Source organism: Arthrobacter sp. NyZ413, assembly GCF_049390645.1.
Classification (GTDB): Bacteria; Actinomycetota; Actinomycetes; order Actinomycetales; family Micrococcaceae; genus Arthrobacter.
In genome coordinates, this window is sequence record NZ_CP155435.1 from 184,138 (window position 1) to 207,116 (window position 22,979).

Genomic DNA, 22,979 nt, shown 5'->3' on the forward strand with positions numbered 1-22,979 from the left:
CTGCCGCGGACGAAGAACGTCGGGTCCTTCACTGCCGCATCGGGTTCGGCCGCCCACCAGCCTGTGGACGGGCAGTGTTCACCCGTCCTAGCGGACGTTTCGGCACGAGTCTTGACTTCCAGGGTGCGGGGGTACAGGTCTCGCCGCTTCATCTCTTCTCCTTGGGTTTGGGCATGCGTCGCTGAATGCCATCCTCAAGGTACGGCCGGCCGACCCCGATAACCCCATATACATATGTCAAGTGAAATTGCGGCGATAGGACGAATGTCTACTCTGTCTGCCGAACGATTCCTCGTACGGTGGGAAAACGCACTTCGTACCACCGGAAAAGAGAACCTTGTGACTGAAACCCAGGACCTGCCCGTCGTCCCCCACTGGATCGGCGGGAAGGAATACCCATCCGCAGGCGAGCGGACCGCCCCCGTATTCGACCCGGCCCTCGGCGTGGAGACGAAGCTGGTCTCCCTCGCCTCGGCCCAGGACATCGAGTCCGCAATCTCGTCGGCGCAGAAGGCCTTCCCGGCCTGGCGCGATCTGTCGATAACCAAACGCCAGCAGATCCTCTTCCGCGTCCGCGAACTGCTTAACGAGCGCAAGGGAGAGCTGGCAGAGATCATCACCTCCGAGCACGGCAAGGTCGTCTCCGACGCCGCCGGAGAGATTTCCCGGGGCCTCGAGGTCGTGGAGCTGGCCACCGGCTTCCCGCACCTGATCAAAGGCGAGCATTCAGAGAACGTCTCCACCGGCGTCGACGTCTACTCCACCAAGGCTCCCCTGGGCGTCGTCGGCATCATCAGCCCGTTCAACTTCCCTGCCATGGTCCCGCTGTGGTTCCTCCCGATCGCTATCGCCGCCGGCAACACCGTCGTCCTCAAACCCAGCGAAAAGGACCCTTCGGCGGCGAACTGGCTCGCCGCCCTCTTCACCGAAGCCGGCCTTCCCGACGGGGTCTTCAACGTCCTGCACGGCGACAAGGAAGCTGTCGACGGGCTCCTCGAGCATCCCGAGGTCAAGGCGATCTCCTTTGTCGGATCCACACCGATCGCCCGCTACATCTACGAAACCGCCGCCCGCAATGGCAAGCGCGTCCAGGCCCTCGGCGGCGCCAAGAACCACATGCTGGTCCTGCCCGACGCGGACCTGGACCTCACCGCCGACGCCGCGGTCAACGCCGGCTTCGGCTCCGCGGGCGAGCGGTGCATGGCCATCAGCGTGATCGTCGCCGTCGAACCCGTCGCCGACGCCCTGATCGGGAAGATTCAGGAGCGCGTCGCCACCCTGAAGATCGGTGACGGCCGCCGCAACTGCGACATGGGCCCGCTCGTTACCGCCCAGCACCGCGACAAAGTAGCCTCCTACATCGACACCGCCGAGGCCGACGGCGCCAGGGTCGTCATCGACGGCCGCAGCATCGTCGCCGATGGCGCAGCGGAGGGCTTCTGGCTCGGTCCAACGCTCATCGACGAGGTCCCGGTGACCTCGAAGGTGTACCAGGACGAGATTTTTGGTCCGGTCCTGTCGGTGGTGCGCGTGCGCAGCTACGAGGAGGGCCTGGAGCTGATCAACTCGAGCGCCTACGGCAACGGCACCGCGATCTTCACCAACGACGGCGGAGCGGCCCGCCGCTTCCAGACCGAGGTTGAGGTTGGCATGATCGGCGTCAACGTCCCAATCCCCGTCCCTGTCGCCTACCACTCCTTCGGCGGCTTCAAGGACTCCATCTTCGGCGACACTAAAGCCTACGGCGCCCAAGGCTTCCACTTCTATACCCGCGAGAAGGCCATCACTTCCCGCTGGCTCGACCCCAGCCATGGCGGCATCAACCTCGGCTTCCCGCAGAACTGACGGATTGCTGAAGGCCAGCATCCTGCCGGCCTACCGGCCTCCCCCACCCAACTGACGGGTCCCGGGCGCTCAGGCGTCCCGGGGCCCGTCCTGCGTCTCAGGAACTAGACGCCGGCCCCCAGCTCGAGGCGCGCTGCGCCGGATTCTGGCCGCTCGGCCAGGCCCTCCGCGTTGACCCGGTTCCGCGAGGGTGTGCCGCTGGGCCGCACCCTCGGTGTCCGCCCTCCCCCAGTCAGTAGTAGTACGGGAAGCCCGACCAGTCGGGGGCGCGTTTCTCCAAGAACGCATCACGGCCTTCGACTGCCTCGTCCGTCATGTATGCGAGGCGAGTGGCTTCGCCTGCGAAGACCTGCTGGCCTGCGAGGCCGTCGTCGGCGAGGTTGAATGCCAACTTGAGCATTCGGACGGCCTGGGGGGACTGGCGTGCGATGTCCTCTGCGTACTCGAGCGCAAGCTCCTCCAAGCGTGCATGAGTGACGGCCTCGTTGACCGCGCCCATTGCGACCATCTCCTCGGCAGAGTACTCGCGGGCCAGAAAGAAGATCCCCCGCGCGCTCTTCTGCCCGATCTGGCGGGCCAGGAGCGCCGAGCCGTATCCGGCGTCGAACGAGCCCACGGTCGCGTCCGTCTGCTTGAACCTACCGTGCTCGCGGGACGCGATCGTCAAGTCCGCGACCACGTGGAGCGAGTGCCCACCCCCCGCCGCCCAGCCGTTGACGACGGCGATGACCACCTTGGGCATGGTCCGGATGAGACGCTGGACCTCGAGAATGTGGAGCCGGCCGGCGCGGGCGGGATCGATCGTCTCGGCAGTGTCCCCGGATGCGTACTTGCAGCCCTCCCGTCCACGGATCCGCTGGTCGCCGCCCGAGCAGAATGCGTGACCGCTGTCCTTGGGGGACGGGCCGTTGCCAGTGAGCAGCACGGCCGCGACGTCAGGCGTCATGCGGGCGTGGTCCATAGCGCGGTAGAGCTCGTCCACGGTGCCAGGGCGGAATGCGTTGCGCACTTCAGGCCGGTTGAACGCGATCCGGACGGTGGGCAGGTCGCGCACGATCCTGCCGTCGGCTGCCCGGTCAACCTGCCGGTGGTAGGTGAGGTCAGCGAAGTCGAAGCCCTCTACGACGCGCCAGCGGGTGGGGTCGAAGACATCGGAAACTTTCGCGGGCAACGTGGGCAGGTCAGTGGGTGTCACGCCCGAAAACCTCGACGGTCGTTGGGCGTGGGGCCGAGCGCAGGGCAGATCGAGCCCCTCCAGTGGGTGTTGAGGCCGCCGGTTCATGATGGCAAGAGCGTGGGGGCGTGGGTGACTGTGGTCCGGGGGATCTTGCCCTCCCACTTCTCGACCTCAACAAGTGTGTGCTGGGCTGAGGCTGCCTGAGAGAGACTTGAAGCTGGCCTGTCTGCAGTCAGCACATTCGGATTGCCGTGGCGGCAGAATGATGCGTCGTCAGGCGAGGGGTCGTACCAGGCCCCCGTGGAGAGCTGTGCCACGCCGCGCCTGAGCGACGGCGACACGACTAGGCCGGCGAGGCAGCTCCCGCGGTCGTTGTAGACCCTTACCACGTCGCCCTCCGATAAATTGCGCGCTGCTGCGTCCTCGGGGTGCATGCGAAGCGGCTCCCGGCGCTTGATCTTTGAATTCTGGCTGGTTGTCCCGATGTCCAGCTGGCTGTGGAGGCGGGTCTTCGGCTGGTTGGCGATCAGCTGGAGCGGGTATGCCCCCGGGTTTCCCAGCCACTCCTCAGGCTCGATCCATACGGGGTGGCCTGGGCAATCCGAATAGCCGAAGCCGCGATGGTCGAGGAATAGATTTCGATCTTCCCACTTGGCGTTTTGAGTGGATTGATTTCGGGGTCTTGTCGGAATCTGAGAGAAGGGCCTGGTTCTGGTCGATGATCGGGATCTCCATCTTCTCGCTGTTCCAGAACGTGTCGAAGTCCACGATTTTGAATCCCTTGTCTCTGAGTCGCGCTTGCCATCCTTCGTAGAGGTAGCGGAGCCATTCCAGAGTGCTTCGACCTTCTGTGAACTCTTCCGCTTGGCCCAGGTACTCGGCCAACGCTGCGAAGATGGCGTAGTCGTCGCGGGCCTCTCCTGCAGGCCGGGTGAGCGCGTGCATCGGGAAGAAGGTTGGGTCGTTGCGGCCGGCCGCGTAGTCGTCGCGTTCGAAGGACATGGTTGCCGGCAGCACGACATCAGCGTGCCGTGCGCTGCTCGTCCAGAACTGCTCGTGGACGATGACGCTGGAGGGACGAGTAAATGCCCGACGCAGCCGGGCAAGATCCTGACGTGATGGAAAGGGTTTTCCCCGGCCCAGTAGACGAGGTCGATCTTGGGCAGGGTGATCCGACGTCCGTCGAAATCAATCTCGTTGCCCGGATGTAGGAGCATGTCGGAGATCCTCGCAACAGGAATGCCGCTCATTTCGAGGTTTCGTCCTTGGGGCAGCGAGGGCGGGCCTGCGACCCGGAGCGGCAGTCCCACATCGGCGGACGAGCCGTATCCGTGCTGGAACCCTCCTCCTGGCAGTCCGATCTGTCCGAGCATCGCGGCCAGTGTCACTCCGAGCCAGATGGGCTGTTCCCCGTGGTGCTGGCGCTGCATCGACGAGCTGAGGTTGATCAGCGTTCGGCTGCTGGCCATCTCCCGGGCGAGCCGGGCGATCCTCCCGGCCGGAACGGACGTGAGGCGCTCGGCCCAGCCGGGGCTCTTCGGCACTCCGTCCGCTTCGCCGCGGACATAGCTCAGGAATACCTCGGTTCCAACGCAGTAGCGGGAGAGGAAGTCGTGATCGGCGAGGCCTTCGGCGTCGAGCACGAAAGCGATCGCCAGCATCAAGGCAGAGTCACTTCCGGGGATCGGGGCCAGCCATTCCGCCTTCGCCTCCGCGTAAGTGTCGTCGGAGATCGGCGTGATGTCGATGAAGCGGCATCCGCGGGCTACGGCCTTCTCGATTGCAGCGCGTGCGACGTGCCTTCCGACGCCGCCGGGCCCTATGCCGCTGTTCTTCTCCGACAGACCCCCGAACGCGATGAAGAGGTCCGTCGTTTCGCTGAGCACTTCCCATGACGTTGCTTTCGCCATGACCTCGTCCGGGCTGGTCCCTATGACATGCGGCAGCAGGATGCCGGATGCACCGTAGCTGTAGTTGCTGACCCCGGCCACGTAGCCGCCCAATGTGTTGAGGAATCGGTGGACCTGGCTCTGGGCATGGTGGAACCTGCCTGCGCTGGCCCAGCCGTATGTGCCGCCGTAAACCGCCGACGGACCATGGTCCCTGTAGACGCGCCCGAGCTCATCGCCCACGAGTTGGATGGCTTTGTCCCAGGAAACCTCTACGAATGGCTCACTTCCGCGCGCTTCGCTCGCTCCGGGTCCGTTGTCCAGCCACCCTTTCCGGATTGCCGGGCGCAGGACCCTCGTCGGATGGTGCTGCGCCGAGGCCGTGTTTGCGTAAATATCCCGGGGGTCAGGATCGCCCGACCACGGCCTGACGGAGGACAGGGACCGCCCGTCGCTTTCGGCTTCGAAGGCTCCCCAGTGCGTCAGATGAGTTGGCATGTCTTCCCGCTCCTGGCCCGCGTTCCGACGCAAGATTTGCCGGACGACGCTGATAGGCGCTCGTGATGGGTGGTCGGATAATAGGCCGTAACGAGGCCACTGGAGATTGGAGAAGAGCCGAAGATCCGCGGATTCCCTGGGCTGAGTTCCAATGCCCTGGCCAGGAGGGAGACCGATCCTTATCAGAGCCGGTTGCTCGGCCATGCTCAGCAATGGCCCAATGGCGGAGGCTTCCCCAGCAGAAGAGCCTCCCGGGCACCTGCCACCCGGCTCTCCCGCACCGCGATCGTCGGCGAAGTTTGTTCCCTTCTTCGCCGACGATCGCGCACACTGCCACTACTGAGAATGGGCCCGACACCCACCTGGGCCACCTTCACCTGGAAGATTTGCGGGCAGAACGGCCTCGACGTGGTGATCAATCGCTGGACGACCCGACACTGAAGTCCCTATGGCGGCTCTCTTGTCAAAGTAGGCCCGCCTAGTGGACGACCCGAAGGTCCAGCTTAGGTGGGATCAGAAGATCGCGTAGACCTTGCGAATCGTCTCGTGGACCTCCCAGGCGCCGGACCATCCCTTCGGGAAGATCGCAACGTCACCGGCCGACATCTCGATCGGCTCGCCGCCGTCCTGAGTCACCGTCATGCGGCCGGCAACGATCGCAATGACCTCGTGGGCGGCCAGGACCCAGCGCGAAGGTCCTGCGGTGCACTCCCACACTCCGGCAGAGGCATCCCCGTCTCGCCACAAGCTGACGCCGGCGGTCTGCATCTCGTGGCCGGTCGCCTCTTCAAGCGGGCCCCAGTCCTCCAGAACCGCATCGGTCGCGCCTGCAAGATATGGGGTGAGAATGGATACGGACATCAGAGTCTCCTTATAAATGAGGTTGATTTGAACAGACGGGACGGTTCCGCCCCGAATAATCTATCGATCACTCGATTGATTTACAATGGTGTGTCGCACTAATTTCATCCGGGGGCCCGCCGAACGGGCGACCCCCGCTGGCAAACAGGACCACATTGCTGCGCCTGGATGCACTCCTGGCTAGGCATCGGAAAGGGCCTCACGAGGCCCGTTCGTGTTACCGGCTGACCTTCCCGAACAGCGACGCAACGGGGGCGATGACAAGTGGTCGGGCGGCGATCCAGCCTACGGCCATGATGACGATCGACCCGAAGAAGATCCAGAACCCGGTCCAGTTGACCGCATCTTGGCCGCCGTACATGTGGTTAAGGTTGCGCAGGGCTCCGGTGGACAGTACGAGGGCTACATGGATGAAAATAAACCCACAGAAGTAGAGCATCACCGGGAAGTGGATCGCGCGGGCCGCTTCGACAGGGTAGAGGCGGCTCAGACGTTTGGCGGACGCGGGCCACAGGCCGGACATCCGCACTCCGGTCACTACGGCGAGCGGGGCGGCGAGGAACACCGTGGAGAAGTAGGCGAGCTGCTGCAGGCTGTTGTAGTTGACCCAGCCATCCTCTGTCGGCCAGTCGAGCGAAAGGTACTGGAGGAGCGCTGACAGCGCGTTCGGGAAAACTTCCCAGCTCGTGGGCACGACCCGCATCCACTGCCCAGTGCCGAAAAGGAGTGCGATGAACACGAAACCGTTCACGATCCAAAGCAGGTCGAGCGCCTGGTGGAACCAGGCGGTAAGGCTGATTCTGTTTCCCGGGTTCCTTCTCGACGTCCAATAGGCCGCCGGACGCTTCTCAGTACGGATGGTCAGGCCGGTGCGGATGATCAGGATCATCAGGAATACGTTGAAGAAGTGTGCCCAGCTCAACCAGGCAGGGATGCCGACGGGGGCCGACTCGGGGAGCGGGTACTCGCCAGGGTGGTCATGGAGGAAGACCTGCAGCGGTGCGGTCTCGATCATCCAGCGCGCCCCGAACACGACCACCGCAGCCAGCACCAGAAGGGATATGAGGCCTCGCATTGCCGGACCGACCCACTCACTGACCGTGCGGCCGCGGAAGCGTCTCGGCTCAGAGGACTTCGCGCGCGCGGCTCCTCGGTTGACGCTGACTTCCTGTGATCGGGCAGGGCTCCGGTCATTCGGAGGCGCTTCCTGTAATTCGCCGATTGAACGCGCGGCCGGCTCAGCCGGCGCTTCGAGCGCACATGTTGGAATATCACGGTCTGCGGGCCACGGGTCTCCCCCTGGTACCCGCGGCAGTCCACGCCTCTGGCGGGCGCCGGCGGCGGTCGGGGCACTTAGCTTGACAGGTGACACCGGATCGCTGATCGTCGCGCCCGGCGAACCCGCCGGCGGGACCAGGGGATCGGTGCCTGTCACCTCGGACGGTGTCGGCGCTGCGGCCCGCGGTAGCGGAGCATCGCCCGGAGGCCATGCGGGGCCCCCTGCGATGCGTGGAAGCCCGCGACGGATCTGTTGGATGCTCATTGCTTCCGGGCCTCGATTGCATCGATGAGCTGCGGGATGACGCTGAACAGGTCGCCGACGATGCCGAAGTCTGCGATATCGAAGATGGGTGCGTCCGTATCCTTGTTGATCGCGACGATCGTCTTTGAGGTCTGCATGCCAGCTCGATGCTGGATGGCTCCCGAGATGCCGATTGCGAGGTACAGCTGAGGCGAAACCGAGACGCCGGTCTGCCCCACCTGGTGGGGATGGGGGATGAAGCCGGCGTCGACCGCGGCCCTCGAGGCCCCAACCGCAGCCCCCAGGACATCGGCGAGCTGCTCGACGAGCCCGAAGCTTTGTCGTGAACCGAACCCTCGGCCACCGGCGACCACTCGTGCGGCTCCCTTGAGCTCAGGTCGCGCCGAATCGCTTGCGAGAGGGACGAACTCTTCGACAGAGGCCGCGGGTTTTCCGGAGTTCTTGACCTCAAGCACCTCGGAGACGAGCGGACGCGCAGCCGCCCGTGCATCAATCGCGCCCTGCCGAAGGGTGACGATCAATGGCCCGAACGTGGCCGCGGAGGCGGCGTCATACGTGCCGCCGAAGACCGAGTGGCGGGCGACGACGCCCTCCTCGTCCCGGTCGACGCCGACGGCATCCGCTGCCAGCGGGAATCGGGTCCGCGCTGCAAGGCGCCCTGCGACGTCGCGTCCGTCGACCGAGTTGGGGATGAGGATCGCCGCCGGCCGGTACGCGGCAACCGCAGCCTCGAGGGCGTCGACCACGGGCACGCTGAGAGCGCGTTCGTCGATCGACGCGACGAGCACCCGCGAGGCACCGAGTGAGGCGGCCTGCTCGGCGAGTGCGGCGGAAGTCACGACCGCGATCGGCGTGCCGATCGAATCGGCTGCGCCAAGGAGGCCGGCGGCAGTTTTCGCGATCGAGCCGTCTGCTGCGGTTTCGATGAGCACCAGGATTGCGTCGCTCATGCCTGCACCAGCCCGTTCTCCACCAGGAAGTCGGCCAGCCGTTCGGCCGCGGTCCCGTCGTCGACGATCTTGACTCCAGCAGCCCTCGGGGGCCGTACGGCGACCGAGACCAGGATGGAACGGGGCACGTCAGGTGCGTCCGCGATGATGCCCAGCTCGTCGAGCGAGAGGGTTTCGAGCGGCTTCTTCTTCGCCGCCATAATGCCCTTGAAGTTCGGCAACCGGGCGTCGGGCAGCGCCTCGGTTACCGACACCACAGCGGGGAGTTGCGCCATCACGGTCACGGTGCCTTCGTCGGCGGCCCGGGAGCCTCGAACGACGGAGTCGGCCAGTTCGACTGAGGACAGGGCGGCGAGCTGTGGAACCTCGAGCAGCTCGGCGACCGCCGCGGCGATCACGCCGGCTGATCCGTCGGTGGACAGGTTTCCCGCAATCACGAGATCGAAGCCGATCCTCCGAAGCGCCGCGGCGATGACCTCCGCGGTCATGACGATATCGGCACCGTGCATTCCTTCATCCACGACGTGCACGGCCCGGTGGGCGCCTATCGCCAGCGCCTTGCGGAGGGAGTCCGCCGCGCTGTCGGGACCGACCGACAGCGCGACGATCTCGGTGTCCGGATTCGCCTCGACCAGGGTGAGGGCCAGCTCGAGTGAGCGTTCCCCGATTTCATCGAGTACTCGCTCGCTCCGGTCCCGGGCGGCCAGCCCGGTCTCAATATCGAGGTGGCGATCACCGTAGGTGTCGGGCACATCCTTTATGAGCACGACGATCTTCATCGATCAGCTCCTTGTCCTAGGTACGCATGCGTGCCGCCGCATAGAAGCGGCGAAAAGGGGCATTAGGGCCTGCCCGCGACCGGCGCGGACGCCCGGTTCGAGCGCAGAACCTCCAGTGGAAGCGGTTCACCAAATCGGTAAGCGGAGGGGTCCGCGAGCTGCCGTTCACGGATGTAGGGCAGCGGAACGTTGGGGTCCGGGCTGTCGAACTCACGGGCGAGCCGGTGACCCTGGAAGATGGCCTGGGCAATCATGCCCGGCGCGTAGGCGTCTCCGATGAGGTAAATACCCTTCACATCGGAGTCCTCTTTGTTCCACAGGCGGAGGGCTTCCTGATAGACGGAGTCATCGGAGAGCCGCTGCGTCACGGGCACGACCATGGAGGCCGTAATCCGCTCCTCCACGCCATTCCAGTTGTGCTTTGCGTTCACCGCGTCCTGCTCGAGGGAGACCAGCGTTGTCTGGGTCAGGATCCGAACGCCCAGCGCAACGAGCTGCTGATACATCCGCTGTTCTTCGAGCGTCTTGCGCATGTAAGGGGCCATCGTGTCTTGCGGCGTGATGTAGGTGACCCGGATACCTTGCTTCGCCAACGATTCAGCGACTGAGGCGCCCATGTAGTAGCCGTCGGTGTCGTAGACCACGGCGTCGGTTCCGACGGGCTGCATCTGGTCCTTAATCAGGTCCTCGGGTGTCATGATGTTCGCCTGGTCCCAACCAGGCAATGGAGCCTGCGTCTGACCGTTCAGGCCCTCACGCGACCAACTCGATCCAGTTGCGAACACCACGTAGTCGGCGCCGTAGTCCAGTGCCTCCTGTGCGGACATCATCCGGTTCGGGATGAACTCAACGTTGTCGAGCTTGTCGATCTGAATCTGCCGGTAGTCCGTGACACGCCCCCACTGGGCAAGTCCGGGGAGCTGAGAGACCCAGCTTAGGTGCCCTCCCAGACGTGGCGCCGCGTCCACGACGTGGACGCCTGCCATGCCGCGCTTGCCGAGAACGGTCGCGCATTCCATACCGGCCGGTCCGGCGCCGATAACCAGGACCAGGCTGTCGGCATTGCTGGCGATTTCGAATCGTTCCGGGTGCCAGCCGCGGCGGTATTCCTCGCCCGCGGTCGCGTTTTGCGTACACCAGATGGGCGCGGGGCCGATTTCCCAACGCGAGATGCAGACATTGCAGCCGATGCATTCACGGATCTCGTCAACACGACCCGCCTCAATCTTCGCCGGAATGAACGGATCGGCGATCGCAGGGCGGGCGCCACCGATGAAGTCGCACTGGCCGGAGGTGATCGCTGCAACCATCACGTTGGGGTCAGTGAGGCGACCGACATTGACGACCGGCTTCTTGGCGACAGTCTTCGCAATGCGGGTGTACTCAGCCTCGTAGTTCGTGTCCTTGAAGCGTGAAGAGGCAGCGTCCTCGCCCCAGTTCACGCTTCCAATGTTGATGTCCCAGTAGTCGACATCCGCATCCAGCGCCTCAATGACACGGATACCCTCATCGGCGGCGCGGATACCCTGGTCACCATACCCGTACGGGGCGTCGAGGGTGTCGATGGCAAAGCGCAAACCAACACCGCACTCGGGCACTGCCGCCTTGATGTCGTTGACGACCTCCCGCAGCAGTCGGATCCGGTTTTCAAACGATCCGCCGTACTCGTCAGTCCGCTTGTTGTAGAACGGGTATATGAAGTACGCGGGAAGCGACGCAACGCCGGCGTAAATGCTGATCAGATCGAAACCCGCGCGCTGGGCGCGCAGCGCGGCCGCCACAAAGTCGGCTCGAAGCTGCTGAATATCCTCGATCGACATCTCGTGCGGCACGGACATCGGGCGCAGGTCGTTCTGGATCTGACTCACGCCTCGCGCCGGCAAACGGGACTCGGCGTTCTGAGCAAGTGAACCACCGTGCTTGAGTTCGACACCTGCCAGTGCCGAGTACAGGTGAACGCGCTCCGTCATCAGACTGAGGTTACGTACGTCATCTTCGTCCCATAGGCGGGCAGTCACACCGGCCGGCTGCTGATCGGCGTCCGGTGTGATGGCACACGACTCCGTGAAGATGACGCCCCATCCGCCGTCAGCCTTCACTTCGCGGTGCGCCGCCTGCATTCCCGGCTTGTCCGATCCCGCGCCGTTGCACTGGGGGACCTGCCAAAAGCGGTTCTTCGCCACCTTGGGACCAACGGCAATGGGCTCAAAGAGCACATCATAACGAGGGTCGCGTGCCATGGGCTTCCTCCAACTCAAATCTCCACTGAAGCGTCATTCGAACGCTCGATAGATATCGTAAATCATGACCCAGATCACGTCAATAAGTTCCAGGCCGGTCCGCAGGGGCTGCTCAGTTGCCGAGCCAGGGCGAGTGGGACACTCCCGCACCAGCTGCGAATGCTCTGCCGCCCCAAGGGGCAGCGGCTCCCGGTGTATACATTAAGAACAGTTCTTGCTCTTTCTATGGTCCAATCAGCCATCTGTGTATACATTGGAATTATGCGAGCAAGCGAACGGGCTTACGCAGCGTTGCGTGAGGACATCATCGAATGGCGGTTGGCCCCTGGTACCGTCTTAGCGGAAGTAGAGCAATCGGAACGGTTGGGCGTCTCCCGCACTCCCGTCCGTGAAGCGCTGGGACGCCTCAGCGCCGAGGGACTCACAACCACTACAGGTGGGCGTGGAGTCGTCGTCACGGACATATCGCTTGATGACATCAACGAGCTTTTCGATCTCAGGGAGACATTGGAGTGTCGAGCGGCGGCTCTTGCAGCGCAACGCGGAAACCCAAGAATTTTTGAACACCTTCACGCCAGGTTTCTTACGGCTCCGGAGTTGCTCAGTCCTCAAGACTCCGCCCGCCACGCTTACTACGCGCTGGCAGGAGAGTTGGATGACGCAATTGACGCGGCCGTTTCGAATTCCTACCTGATCCACGCCATGCGCGGCCTGCGCGTCCATCTGGTCCGCATTCGGCGCCTGGCGGCCGACGATTCGGCCCGGCTCGAAGCCGCGGCCGCAGAGCATGCGGCCATTGCCGCAGCCATAGCAGCGGGGAACAGCCGTTTGGCAGCGGCTGCCACCACCGTTCACTTGCACCGCAGCCTCACCCATATCAGAGCGACCCACCGAGAAGAGCATCATGGTTAAGAACAATCACGTCCGCGTGTACAGGTCCGAAGAGAACCTGCCTCGTGAGGAGCAGTTGGCGCACAAGATCGCTGTGATCGCCGCCGATCCCGTGGAGGTCACAACAGAGGTGACGGACATGGTCATCAACAGGATCATTGACAATGCCTCCGTGGCGATTGCCTCGTTGAACCGGGCACCGATTATCGCGGCCCGGGCACAGGCCCTCACGCACAGCCCGTCCAGCGGCGGCAAAGGCGCCAAGGTCTTCGGCATCGAAGAGCGCGTCTCCCCGGAATGGGCGACTTGGGCAAATGGTGTGGCGGTCCGGGAACTGGACTACCACGACACCTTCCTGGCCGCCGAATATTCCCACCCCGGTGACAATATTCCGCCGATCCTGGCCGTTGCCCAGCACGTGGGCTCCAGCGGCGCGGACCTGATCCGGGGCATCGCCACCGGCTATGAAATCCAGGTAAACCTGGTGAAGGCGATCTGCCTGCACAAGCACAAGATCGACCACGTGGCCCATCTTGGCCCCTCCGCAGCTGCCGGCATCGGTACGCTTCTGGGGCTCGACGTCGAAACGATCTTCCAGTCCGTCGGCCAGGCCCTGCACACCACCACCGCCACGCGGCAGTCCCGCAAGGGCGAAATCTCCACCTGGAAAGCCCACGCCCCCGCCTTCGCCGGGAAAATGGCCGTGGAAGCAGTGGACCGCTCCATGCGCGGGCAGACTTCCCCCGTTCCGATCTACGAAGGCGAAGACGGCGTGATCGCCTGGCTGCTGGACGGCCCGGACGCCTCGTACCAGGTTCCGCTGCCCGAAGACGGTGAAGCCAAGCGGGCCATCCTTGACACTTACACCAAGGAACACTCCGCCGAGTACCAGGCCCAGGCCTGGATCGACCTCGCCCGCAAACTGCATAACGAGTATCCGGAGTTGAAGAACGCTGACAATGTCGTCTCAGTGGTTATTCGCACGAGCAATCACACCCACGTAGTGATTGGGTCCGGTGCGAATGACCCGCAGAAGTACGATCCGACGGCCAGCCGGGAAACCTTGGACCACTCCATCCCGTACATCTTCACCGTGGCGCTGCAAGACGGGGCCTGGCACCATGTGGATTCCTACTCCCCCGGGCGTGCCGCCCGCCCCGACACTGTGGAGCTGTGGCAGAAGGTGTCCACGGTGGAGGATCCCGAGTGGACCCGCCGCTACCATTCCCTGGACATCTCCGAGAAGGCTTTCGGCGGTTCCGTGGAGATCACGCTCACGGACGGCACCGTCATCGGGGACGAGATCGCCGTGGCGGACGCCCACCCGCTCGGCGCCCGGCCGTTCACCCGCGAGCAGTACGTGAACAAGTTCCGCACGCTGGCCAAGGGCCACGTGGAGGAGGCGGAGATCGAAAGGTTCCTCACCGCCGTCGAACGCCTCCCGGAACTGGCCGCCGGTGAACTGGACCAGCTCAACATCACCGCCGCACCCGGCGTCATCGACCTGCGCAACGCTCCCAAGGGACTCTTTTGATGCTGTACTCCAAAGTCACCTCCGAACAGAAACGCCGCAAGCTCCGTGAACTGCTGAATTCAGGAACGGTTCAGCAGTTCCCCGGCGCGTTCAACCCGCTCTCCGCGCGACTGATCGAGGAGAAGGGCTTCGCCGGGGTGTACATCTCCGGAGCCGTCCTGGCCAATGACCTTGGCTTGCCGGACATCGGCCTCACCACCCTCACCGAAGTCGCCACCAGGGCCGGGCAGATCGCGCGCATGACCGACCTGCCGGCACTCGTGGATGCCGATACCGGCTTTGGCGAACCCATGAACGTCGCCCGGACTGTCCAGGAACTCGAAAACGCCGGCCTCGCCGGCTGCCACATCGAAGACCAGTTCAACCCCAAGCGCTGCGGGCACCTCGACGGCAAAAACGTCGTGGACCTCGACACCGCCACCAAGCGGATCAGGGCAGCAGCGGACGCCCGCCGGGATGAGAACTTCCTGATCATGGCCCGCACCGACATCCGCGCAGTAGAAGGAGTTGCCGCAGCCAAGGACCGCGCCAAGGCCTTGGTGGATGCGGGGGCAGACGCGATCTTCCCCGAAGCCATGCGCGACCTTCACGAGTTCCGGGCCATCCGCGACGCCGTCGACGTGCCGATCCTGGCCAACATGACCGAGTTCGGCAAGAGCGACCTCTTCACCGTCGACCAGCTCCAGCGGGTCGGCGTGAATATGGTCATCTACCCCGTCACGCTGCTGCGCATGGCGATGGGCGCTGCTGAACAGGTCCTGGAAACTTTGGGGAGCCTGGGAAGCCAGGAGGTGCGCGTTCCGCAGATGCTGACCCGTTCACGCCTTTACGACCTGCTCGATTACGAGGCGTACAACAAATTCGACTCCGGCGTATTCAACTTCCAGATACCTGGTCTTCGCTAAATGAAATTCGTTTCCCTTCCTCAGACAAGGACGTGTAGTGAAATCTGCAACCACTGAAATCAACAAGGGCCTCGCCGGTGTAGTGGTCGATTACACCGCCGTTTCCAAGGTCAATCCGGACACCAACTCGCTCCTCTATCGCGGCTATCCGGTCCAGGAGTTGGCTGCCAAATGCAGCTTCGAGGAAGTCGCTTACCTTCTCTGGAACGGCGAACTTCCCGACGAATGGCAACTTACAGCATTCAGCGCCCGAGAACGGGCTGGGCGAGCACTTAGCCCAGTTGTGAAGGCGGCCATCGACATGCTTCCGCTGACGGCTCACCCAATGGATGTTTGTCGGACGGCCACATCTATTATGGGTGCCTGCCACCCCTTGGCAGACGACTCCTCAGCGGAAGCGAATCTGGCCAAGTCGATGGATCTCTTCGCTGCCTTGCCGGCTGTGGTGGCGTACGACCAACGGCGCCGCCGCGGCCAGGGGGTCGTGGAACCACGTGACGATCTCGGTTACGCCGCAAACTTTTTGTGGATGACCTTCGGCGAAGAGCCTGCAGAGGACGTGGCCGAGGCATTCAACGTCTCGATGATCCTCTACGCCGAGCACTCCTTCAACGCTTCGACCTTTACGGCCCGCGTGGTCACCTCCACGCTGTCCGATCTGCACTCCGCCGTAACCGCTGCGATCGGCGCGTTGAAGGGGCCGTTGCACGGCGGCGCGAACGAAGCCGTCATGCACACCTTCGACGAAATCGGCATCCGTCCCGAGGAATCCCTGGAGGAAGCAGCGGTCCGGGCCAAAACATGGATGGAAGACGCACTGGCCCAGAAGAAGAAAGTCATGGGCTTCGGACACCGCGTCTACAAGCACGGCGACTCCCGCGTCCCCACCATGAAGGCCGCTCTGGACAGGATGATCGCGCATTACGGACGTCCTGAACTCCTGGGACTCTACAACGGGCTCGAACAAGCCATGGATGAGGCCAAAGCCATCAAGCCCAACCTCGACTATCCGACCGGCCCCGCCTACCACCTCATGGGCTTTGACACACCGACGTTTACGCCAATCTTCGTTGCCAGCCGGATCACCGGCTGGACTGCACACATCATGGAACAACTGGCCTCCAACTCACTCATCCGACCGCTGAGTGCTTATAACGGTGTAGACGAACGCTCCGTCTGAAATCCACCGTTCATCCCCTGAACTGGTGGCGGGGGCGCCGGATGGTCACCCGGATCATCACTTATCGCAACGCTTCGGCGCCCCGCCACCTCTCTTTGAGCAGCCAGCCTCTAAAGAAAGGAAAGCACCAATTGGACCTGCACCTGCAACCCGACTGGGAACGACTCGTGGGCCAGCACGTAGAGATCCGGCAGTGTGGCCGGCTAGTGCGCCGCGGCGTCGTGGAGGCTGTCATGCCCGACAATTCCATTCTCTGGCTATCGGCCGAATGGCCTTGGCCGCGGGAAATGGTTGAAAGATCACGGGGCCAGGAAGTTTTTGCCCGCTATGAGTGGGACCTGCCGAAACCACGTCAGATTGACCGCCCGTCAAGTACAAAGGATCGAACATGAGATTGTTGATTGTTGGCGCACCCGGATCGGGAAAAGGCACACAGGCCGCACGCGTATCGGAGCAGCTTGGCATCCCGGCCATCTCAACCGGCGATATATTCCGCGACAATGTCAAGAACCTGACCCCGTTGGGACAGGAAGCGAAGGCCTACATGGACAACGGTGACTTTGTCCCTGACGCCATCACGAACGAGATGGTCCGGGCACGCCTGCTGGCAGATGATGTCGAATCAGGATTCCTCCTGGACGGGTACCCTCGGACAAAGGCTCAGGTCAGTTATCTTGATGGCATTCTCAGCCCCATGGGGCAGCAAATTGATGCTGCCTTGCTGTTGGTAGTTCCCGATCACGAGCTCATTGCCCGACTTCTGTCCCGGGCGGCAGAATCCGGCCGAACCGACGACACCGCCACCGTCATAAAACACCGGCTCGACCTCTACCACCAACAAACCAAACTCATGCTGTCCGAATATGCAGAACGTACACGTTTGGTGGAAGTGGATGGCACCGGCACCATCGATGAGGTCACCCTTCGCGTCCTCGAAGGCATCGAAACGGCCCGGTCAGGCCTTCCTTTGAGGGCCTGATCCTTCACCGTCCGTCCCGCTTACACATAAGGGCCGGAACCCGCTTTGACGGGTTTCGGCCCTTATTGCGATGCCCGCGTTCCGGAACCTTCCTGCCGGACGAGGAACGAGAGCACGAGGATTATGCCGAGTACCTAATCCAGATTGGCCAGGAGCTTAACGGAGGCCTCACCCTGGAGCGCCGGGGATACCAGCCCCGACCCGAGGACCAAGGCACTGTTGAACGGCCGTGGAGGTGGAAGATCTGGAATGTCCTTGAACACTCGTGTGGCTTGCCAGCCGAGTCGGCGATGACAATCTAGTTGGTGAGCCGGGAATCGTGACCCAAACAGCACCTGCCAGGGCCTTGCCGGTCTGCGCGGCGGGTGTGGGCGACACTGCCCCCTGCACGCGCCCGTCTAGGCAGATAAGAGGGATTCCCGCGTAGCCAAGGGAGTTGGCCAAAACTGGAAGCTCTGCTCCGCATCAGCAGGGCACTTCCTGGAGCCAGCTGCTGCACAAATCTTCTTCTACTGGAGCGGCAGTAGGACTGTCCCCGCCACCGCAGCTGACAATGAATGGGGCGCCAAGCGTTGTCGCGTTAGGGTCTGCAATTTGAGGGGTGCTTTCTGCAGTAAGCTGTGGCTCTCTTTCAGCGTTTGCCGACTTTGTAAGTGCCGGCGTGCCATATTCCGAACTTCCGTTCTCCCTTGCAGAGAAAACCATCGGTTGGGCTCCTATAGGTAGCTGTCTCAGCTGATTGGCAGGTACTGCCCGTCCAGCGCGTTTGTTTGGTGGCCGCACACAAGAGTGGATACGGCGTATTGGGCGGAGTACATACGAACGCTCCGCGTCCCGCTTGCCAAAGCGGGACGCGGAGCGAAACTCCGACCTCGTTGCCAGAGTCGCGGTCAGCCCATATTGTCGGCTTCGGAGAGTCTCTCCTGGTGCGACGTATGGTTACGGTCTGACCGACGCTCTCCTAAGCCATTGACAGTTCCTCCACCGTTGCCCTTTCCCGGGTCTCCGTGAGGTATCGGGCATAGGCGGGAAGGGTGAGGAAGGAAGGGAAGTCTTGGCTCAGGGTGACTTCTTCGAAGATGTCGCGGGCGTCTTCGAAGCGGTCCCCGTCGAAGCGTTCGTGCTGGGCAAACTCCTCGTCCAGCATTTTCCTCCCACCCATTCCCGGCTGATGATCCCGCCGTGGTCGGTGATGGCCCGGGAGTAGATCCACTGCCAGAGTTGCGAGCGGGAGATCTCCGCGGTGGCGGCGTCCTCCATCAGGTTGTGGATGGCCACCGCAACGTTGCCGCGGAGCCAGGACTCGATGTAGCGGATGCCTACTTTCGATGTTGTTCCGGGTGCCCTGCTCGGTGATGGTGCCCTGCGTCGCGGCGACGTTGATCAGCGCGCGGTCGTCCCGGGTGACGTCTTCCCGCAGCCGGTCCAGCTGGTTCGGCTTATCACCCAGGACAGAATCGAACACTTCGCGGCAGACCGGCACCAGGTCCGGGTGCGCCACCCAGGAGCCGTCGAAGCCATCGTTCGCTTCGCGGGTCTTGTCGGCACGGACCTTCTCGAAGGCGTTGGCGTTGGCAGCCTCATCCTTACGGTTGGGAACCGCGGCAGCCATGCCCCCAACAGCCATGGCGCCACGCTTGTGGCACGCGCGCACCAGCTGTTCGGTGTAGGCCCGCATGAACGGGGCCGTCATGGTGACCTGGGCCCGATCCGGCAGGACGAACCGCGGGCCGCGGGTGCGGAAGTTCTTGATGAGCGAGAAGATATAGTCCCAGCGGCCGGCGTCCTGACGGACCTGCGCCACAACCGCGTGATCGCGAAACGCTGGGGCCCAACCTCAGGCCTCTCTTCGCCTAGTAGACGACGGGCGCGTGTCGGGTTGCGGCTCGGTGGCCGAAATTCGAACTAGGCGTTTACGCGGGCATGATGAATCTTGCGTCTCTCGCCTGTCATTGCCTTCATACAGTCGGTGGCTGGCCAAGGTCTCTAAGGAGGCTGCCAGAGAAAAGGCCTGCATCCTCTTGCGGTCAAACCCGCCCAGTGTCGGTGCGTCTCTTGACGTGGTTCTGGCGGCTGGATGGCTAGGGACGTGAAGCGTGCAGCCTTTAGTGGTGAAGCTGCATGCGTTGGAGAACGGTGGCGGAGATTTCTTCGACGGACATGGTGGCGGAATTGACGTAGGGGATGTTGTTGGCCCGGTACATGTCCTCGGCGTTTCGCAGTTCGTAGGCGCATTGGGCCAGGGAGGCGTAGCTGCTGTCGGGGCGGCGTTCCTGGCGGATCTGGCTGAGCCTGACGGGCTGAGACGTGAGGCCGAAGCACTTGCTTGCAAACGGCCGCAGGGGTGTGGGCAGGGCCAGGGTGGTGAAGTCTTCTTCGATGAGGGGGAAGTTGGCGGCGAGGACGCCGTGCTGGAGGGCCAGGTACATGGTGGTCGGTGTTTTGCCGCAGCGTGACGGGGCGATGAGGATCAGTTCGGCCCGTTCCAACGCTCGGAGGGATTGGCCGTCGTCGTGCTCTATCGCGTATTCAACGGCCGCCATCCTTGACTGGTAGCGCACTTGGTCTCCGAGGCCGTGGGCCTGGCCGGGGATGCCGTTGGCCGCGGTTCCAAGGGCGTGTTCGAGCTGTCCAAGGTGGGCACCGAACAGGTCGAAGAAATGCCCGGCGCTTCGGGCCAGCACGGCACGCACGTCCGGGCTGACGGTGGTGGAGAAAATGACCGGCCGCGGCCCGGCCGCGGCAACTTGGTCAATGAGGGCAACAACGGATTGTGCGTGCTCGACCGTGGTGATGAACGGGATGGTCCGCCGTTCCAGCCGGTGGGCCGGGAACTGGGTCAGCAGGGTGTTGCCGAGGGTTTCGGCGGTGATGCCGGTGCTGTCGGAGAGGAAGAACACCACGGGGGCGGACACACCGCCCGCCCCCGTCGTGCTCGGGTGGGGGTCCGTCACTAGACCGCGGTGCCGGTGCGGGCCAGGCGCAGCCAGGTCTCGGTCACGGCGTCCGGGTTCAGCGAGATCGAACTGATGCCCTTCGCCAGGAGCCATTCGGCGAAGTCCGGGTGGTCGCTGGGGCCTTGGCCGCAGATGCCCACGTACCGGCCCTTGGCCCGGCACGCGTCGATCGCCATCTCCAGCAACCGGGTGACCGCGGGGTTGCGTTCATCGAACCCGCCGGCGACCAGGGCCGAGTCGCGGTCCAGGCCGAGGGTGAGCTGGGTCAGGTCGTTGGAGCCGATGGAGAACCCGTCGAAGTACTCCAGGAACTCCTCGGCGAGCAGCGCGTTGGCGGGCAGTTCGCACATCATCACGATCTCCAGCCCGTCCTGACCACGGCGCAGCCCGTTCGCGGCCAGCAACTCTGTGACACCGCGGGCTTCGTCCAGGGTGCGCACGAACGGGACCATGAGCTTGATGTTGGACAGGCCCATCTCGTTGCGCACGTACTTGATGGCCTCGCATTCCAGTTCGAACGCCTGCCGGAAGGATGCCGAAAGGTACCGGGACGCGCCCCGGTACCCGATCATCGGGTTCTCCTCGGCCGGTTCGAACGCCGGGCCGCCGAGCAGGTTGGCGTACTCGTTGGACTTGAAGTCCGAGAGCCGGATGATCACCGGTTCCGGGGCGAACGCCGCCGCGATCGTGGCGATGCCCTCGGCCAGGCGCCGCACGTAGTAGTCCCGCGGCCCGTCGTAGGCTGCGGTCTTGTCCCGGATCAGCCGCAGCGTGTGGTCATCCAGGGCCGCCGGCCGGTCGATCTCCCCGGCCGCGGCCAGCACCGCGTTGGGGTGGATGCCGATCTGGCGGTTGATGATGAACTCCAAACGGGCCAGCCCGACGCCGTGGTGGGGCAGGCGGGCGAAACTGAACGCCTGTTCCGGGGTGCCGACGTTCATCATGATCTTCACCGGCGCCGCGGGCATGGTCTCCAGGCTGGTCTCCTGCAGCGTGTACTCCAGCAACCCTTCATACACCAGCCCGGCCTCGCCCTCGGCGCAGGACACCGTGACCGGGGCCCCGTCCGTCAGGATCTGGGACGCGTACCCGGTCCCGACGACGGCCGGGATGCCCAGTTCCCGGGCGATGATGGCCGCGTGGCAGGTCCGCCCGCCCCGGTCGGTCACGATCGCGGCGGCCTTCTTCATGATCGGCTCCCAGTCCGGGTCCGTCATGTTCGCCACCAGCACATCCCCCTCCTGGAAGGACGCCATCTGGTCAATCGAGGACAACACGCGTACCTGCCCGGCGCCGATCCGCTGCCCGATCGCCCGGCCCTCCACCAGGACATTCGAGCGTTCCGTCAGGGTGTACCGGGAGGTGGTGCCGGCGGCCTTGCGGGACTCGACCGTCTCCGGGCGGGCCTGCAGGATGTACAGTTCCCCGTCCACGCCGTCCTTGCCCCATTCAATATCCATGGGACGGCCGTAGTGTGCTTCGATGGCCAGGGCGTGCCGGGCGAGCTGCTCGACCTCGGCATCCGTCAGGCTGAACCGGGCCCGCAGCTCGGCCGGGACGGGCACGAAGTCCACGGTCCTGCCGACCTCGCCGGAGTCGGTGTAGACCATTTGCACGGCCTTCTCCCCCAGCCCCCGTTTCAGGACTGCGGGCCGGCCGGCGGACAGCGCGGGTTTGTGGACGTAAAACTCGTCCGGGTTCACAGCACCCTGGACCACTGCTTCGCCGAGCCCGTACGAGGAGGTGATGAAGACGGCGTCGTTGAATCCGGTCTCGGTGTCCATGGTGAACATGACGCCGGACGCGCCGACGTCGGAGCGGACCATGCGCTGGACACCAGCCGACAGCGCGACCTCGGAATGCGTGAAGCCATGGTGGACGCGGTAGGCGATGGCCCGGTCGTTGTAGAGCGAGGCAAAGACATCCTTGATCGCCAGGAGGATGTTGTCGATGCCCCGGATGTTCAGGAACGTCTCCTGCTGCCCGGCGAAGGAAGCGTCCGGCAAGTCCTCTGCCGTGGCGCTCGAACGCACGGCCCACGACACATCACCGCCATGTTCTTCCGTCAGGCGGGAGTACGCGGCACGGATTTCCTCCTCGAAACCGGCCGGGAACGCTGTGCCGCGAATCAAATCCCGGATCTGCCGGCCGACCCGGGCCAAAGCGGCCACATCGCCGCTGTCCAGGCCATCCAAAATATTTTCGATCCGGGCATCCAGCCCCGTCTCGGTGAGGAACCGCCGATAGGCATCGGCCGTCGTCGCGAAACCGTCCGGAACTTTCACCCCAGCCGAGGCGAGACTACGAACCATCTCACCAAGAGAAGCATTTTTACCGCCAACCTGGTCAAGGTCGGTCAGGCCAAGGTCCGAAAACCAGAGAACGTCGGTCATAAATGGTGTCCTTCGTTGGGCACGCGCTGACGAGCGCTAAGAAAAGAGGTGATGCAAGGATGAGGGCAGAGACTGGCTGGGAGCAGAAAGATGCGGCCGGCGAGGTACATAGCGTGTAACGAAAGGACGCGAGGGTCTCCAGCCGCCCTCGCACTGACTCCCTCCAACGTTCGAGTCGGATTCGTCGATACCGAAGTTCTCATGCCCCCCCTGTCAGCACTGTGCAAGCGGCGCCACTAACCAGAATCGCTCCGTCGCGGCTCGCAACCGGGTCTCTTCCGGTTGCAAGCCGCTTTTCCTGTCATCCGTATAGGGTGCTTCATCTTACTAAAATCGAAGGCTGTGTTACCCGCGCTCT

Annotated in this window: 14 protein-coding genes and 2 pseudogenes; 6 read left to right on the plus strand and 10 right to left on the minus strand. The window is 63.7% G+C overall.

All coding sequences use genetic code 11. The features are described 5' to 3' along the window. Positions 1-339 precede the first annotated feature (339 nt). Positions 340-1,845, plus strand: coding sequence for a CoA-acylating methylmalonate-semialdehyde dehydrogenase (locus ABCW42_RS21690; RefSeq protein ID WP_423185023.1), 1,506 nt, complete (start codon positions 340-342; stop codon positions 1,843-1,845). A gap of 232 nt (positions 1,846-2,077) precedes the next feature. On the opposite strand, the gene ABCW42_RS21695 is transcribed toward ABCW42_RS21690, so the two are convergent. The 7 genes and pseudogenes from ABCW42_RS21695 to ABCW42_RS21725 form a co-directional block, all read right to left on the minus strand. Then, positions 2,078-3,040, minus strand: a complete 963-nt coding sequence (locus ABCW42_RS21695) for a 1,4-dihydroxy-2-naphthoyl-CoA synthase (RefSeq protein ID WP_423185024.1) — start codon at positions 3,038-3,040, stop codon at positions 2,078-2,080. A gap of 83 nt (positions 3,041-3,123) precedes the next feature. Next, positions 3,124-5,409 (minus strand): annotated as a pseudogene (locus tag ABCW42_RS21700) (molybdopterin-dependent oxidoreductase). Between the two features lie 513 nt (positions 5,410-5,922). Further along, positions 5,923-6,270: a cupin domain-containing protein gene (locus tag ABCW42_RS21705; protein WP_423185025.1), complete on the minus strand. Its 348-nt coding sequence runs from the start codon at positions 6,268-6,270 to the stop codon at positions 5,923-5,925. A 217-nt stretch (positions 6,271-6,487) separates the two neighbouring features. Then, positions 6,488-7,345: a cytochrome b/b6 domain-containing protein gene (locus tag ABCW42_RS21710; protein WP_423185026.1), complete on the minus strand. Its 858-nt coding sequence runs from the start codon at positions 7,343-7,345 to the stop codon at positions 6,488-6,490. Between the two features lie 464 nt (positions 7,346-7,809). Next, entirely contained in the window at positions 7,810-8,763 is a 954-nt protein-coding gene (locus tag ABCW42_RS21715) for an electron transfer flavoprotein subunit alpha/FixB family protein (RefSeq protein WP_423185027.1), read from the minus strand. Then, a complete protein-coding gene (locus ABCW42_RS21720) occupies positions 8,760-9,542 on the minus strand; it encodes an electron transfer flavoprotein subunit beta/FixA family protein (RefSeq protein ID WP_423185028.1) in 783 nt (260 codons plus the stop codon). Before ABCW42_RS21720 ends, ABCW42_RS21715 begins: the two co-directional genes overlap by 4 nt. 62 nt (positions 9,543-9,604) lie before the next feature. Beyond that, entirely contained in the window at positions 9,605-11,782 is a 2,178-nt protein-coding gene (locus ABCW42_RS21725) for an FAD-dependent oxidoreductase (protein ID WP_423185029.1), read from the minus strand. A gap of 261 nt (positions 11,783-12,043) precedes the next feature. On the opposite strand from ABCW42_RS21725, the gene ABCW42_RS21730 reads away from it, so the two are divergent. From ABCW42_RS21730 to ABCW42_RS21750, 5 genes are all read left to right on the plus strand, one after another. Continuing rightward, positions 12,044-12,694 (plus strand): GntR family transcriptional regulator, encoded by a 651-nt coding sequence (locus tag ABCW42_RS21730; protein WP_423185030.1) that lies wholly within the window; start codon positions 12,044-12,046, stop codon positions 12,692-12,694. Then, positions 12,687-14,207, plus strand: coding sequence for an MmgE/PrpD family protein (locus ABCW42_RS21735; RefSeq protein WP_423185031.1), 1,521 nt, complete (start codon positions 12,687-12,689; stop codon positions 14,205-14,207). The genes ABCW42_RS21730 and ABCW42_RS21735 overlap by 8 nt, the downstream gene beginning before the upstream one ends. Then, complete coding sequence (gene prpB / locus ABCW42_RS21740; protein ID WP_423185032.1) at positions 14,207-15,112, plus strand: methylisocitrate lyase; 906 nt, start codon at positions 14,207-14,209, stop codon at positions 15,110-15,112. Before ABCW42_RS21735 ends, prpB begins: the two co-directional genes overlap by 1 nt. 37 nt (positions 15,113-15,149) lie before the next feature. Next, the gene (locus ABCW42_RS21745) at positions 15,150-16,292 is read left to right on the plus strand and encodes a bifunctional 2-methylcitrate synthase/citrate synthase (protein WP_423185033.1); all 1,143 of its coding nucleotides are present in this window, start codon (positions 15,150-15,152) and stop codon (positions 16,290-16,292) included. A gap of 394 nt (positions 16,293-16,686) precedes the next feature. Continuing rightward, positions 16,687-17,271 carry an adenylate kinase gene (locus tag ABCW42_RS21750; protein ID WP_423185169.1) on the plus strand — a complete coding sequence of 195 codons (585 nt, stop codon included), beginning with the start codon at positions 16,687-16,689 and terminating at the stop codon, positions 17,269-17,271. 961 nt (positions 17,272-18,232) lie between these two features. Here ABCW42_RS21750 and ABCW42_RS21755 read toward each other — a convergent pair. From ABCW42_RS21755 to ppsA, 3 genes and pseudogenes are all read right to left on the minus strand, one after another. After that, a pseudogene (locus tag ABCW42_RS21755) lies at positions 18,233-19,090 on the minus strand (malate synthase A); the annotation flags it as partial. Between the two features lie 286 nt (positions 19,091-19,376). Beyond that, positions 19,377-20,225: a pyruvate, water dikinase regulatory protein gene (locus tag ABCW42_RS21760; protein ID WP_423185034.1), complete on the minus strand. Its 849-nt coding sequence runs from the start codon at positions 20,223-20,225 to the stop codon at positions 19,377-19,379. Further along, positions 20,225-22,621: a phosphoenolpyruvate synthase gene (ppsA, locus tag ABCW42_RS21765; RefSeq protein ID WP_423185035.1), complete on the minus strand. Its 2,397-nt coding sequence runs from the start codon at positions 22,619-22,621 to the stop codon at positions 20,225-20,227. Before ppsA ends, ABCW42_RS21760 begins: the two co-directional genes overlap by 1 nt. Positions 22,622-22,979 lie beyond the last annotated feature (358 nt).